This is a genomic window from Mesorhizobium sp. M1E.F.Ca.ET.041.01.1.1 (assembly GCF_003997355.1).
GTDB lineage: Bacteria > Pseudomonadota > Alphaproteobacteria > Rhizobiales > Rhizobiaceae > Mesorhizobium.
The window spans coordinates 1-1,749 of the sequence record NZ_RZSL01000903.1; the positions used below are offsets into that span (position 1 = coordinate 1).

Annotated in this window: 2 protein-coding genes; both read left to right on the forward strand. The window is 63.2% G+C overall.

All coding sequences use genetic code 11. The features are described from left to right. The coding region (locus EOA38_RS35680; RefSeq protein ID WP_127301426.1) for an extracellular solute-binding protein at positions 1-594 on the forward strand (594 nt) is incomplete at its 5' end. A gap of 140 nt (positions 595-734) precedes the next feature. Next, positions 735-1,607 carry a sugar ABC transporter permease gene (locus EOA38_RS35685; protein WP_126090731.1) on the forward strand — a complete coding sequence of 291 codons (873 nt, stop codon included), beginning with the start codon at positions 735-737 and terminating at the stop codon, positions 1,605-1,607. Positions 1,608-1,749 lie beyond the last annotated feature (142 nt).

Sequence of the window (1,749 nt, forward strand, 5' to 3'; positions counted from 1 at the left end):
TCCAACGGCTTCAACGAGAACCTTGCGCTGTTCCAGCAGGGCAAGTGCGGCATGTGGATCGACGCCACCGTCGCCGCTTCCTTCGTCTCGGATCCGAAGGCCTCGCAGGTCGCCGACAAGGTCGGCTATGCGCTGGCGCCCGACAATGGCCTCGGCAAGCGCGGCAACTGGCTGTGGGCCTGGTCGCTGGCGATCCCGGCGGGTACGCAAAAGGCTGACGCCGCCGAGAAGTTCGTATCGTGGGCAACCAGCAAGCACTATGCCGAGCTGGTCGCCTCGAAGGAAGGCTGGGCCAACGTTCCGCCCGGAACGCGCTCCTCGCTCTATGCCAATCCGGAGTACCAGAAGGCGGCGCCCTTCGCCAAGATGACGCTGGACTCCATCAACGCCGCCGACCCGACGCATCCGACCGTCAAGCCGGTGCCCTATGTCGGCGTGCAGTTCGTCGCCATCCCTGAATTCCAGGGCCTCGGCACCACCGTCGGCCAGCTCTTCTCAGCCGCCCTTGCCGGCCAGTCGAGCGTCGACGATGCGCTGAAGCAGGCCCAGGACGCAGCCACCGCGGCAATGACCGAAGGCGGCTACATCAAGTAAGGCTCCTCCCGGTGCCGAACGCCGGTAGCGCATCATGACCGGCATTGGCCGCCCGAAACCCAGTTCGGGCGGCCACCTTCACAATCAGGAAAATTGTGGCACAACGCTAGAATCCGGCTGACATTTGGAGGGTGACCGTCATGGCTACTCAGCAAACCCGTTCGCTTGCCCGTTTCATGATGGCGCCATCGGTGATCCTGCTGTTCATCTGGATGATCGTGCCGCTGGCCTTCACGCTGTGGTTCTCGTTCCAGCAATACAACCCGCTCAACCCGATCCGCGACGGTTTCGTCGGCTTCTCCAACTACGCGCTATTCTATTCCAACCCGGCCTTCCTGCAGTCGATCCTCAACACGCTCGCCATCGTCGTCAGCGTGCTGGTCATCACCGTGGTCGGCGGCATCCTTTTGGCGTTGCTCCTCGACCAGCCGATCTGGGGCCAGGGTTTCGTGCGCATCCTCGTGATCTCGCCGTTCTTCGTCATGCCGCCGGTTGCGGCACTTGTCTGGAAGAACATGATCATGCACCCGCAATACGGCGTCTTCGCCGATATTGCCCGCTTCTTCGGCGCCAACCCCATCGACTGGTTCGGGCAGCACCCGCTGACGGCGGTCATCCTCATCGTCGCCTGGCAATGGCTGCCCTTCGCCACGCTGATCCTGCTCACGTCACTGCAATCGCTTGATACTGAGCAGAAGGAGGCGGCCGAAATGGACGGCGCCGGCTTCCTCAGCCGCTTCTGGTATCTGACGCTGCCGCACATGTCGCGCGCCATCACCGTCGTCATCCTGATCCAGACGATCTTCCTGCTCTCGATCTACGCCGAGATCCTGGTCACCACCAATGGCGGCCCAGGCTACGCCTCCACCAACCTGCCCTTCCTCGTCTACCAGAAGGCGCTGCTGGAGTTCAAAATCGGCCAGGCGTCCGCAGGTGGCGTCATCGCGGTCATTCTCGCCAACATCGTCGCGTTCTTTGTCATGCGCGCCGTCGGCAAGAACCTGGACAAGTGAGGGGGAGACGATGCCACTTGCGCTGAACCACCCCCACTCCGTCCCGCTGCGCGGGACACCTCTCCCCCTGCCCGGGGGAGAGGAAACGCCTGCGTCGAAGTCGCGCCCTTCCTCTACCCCGTCGATCGGGGGAGAGGTGGTT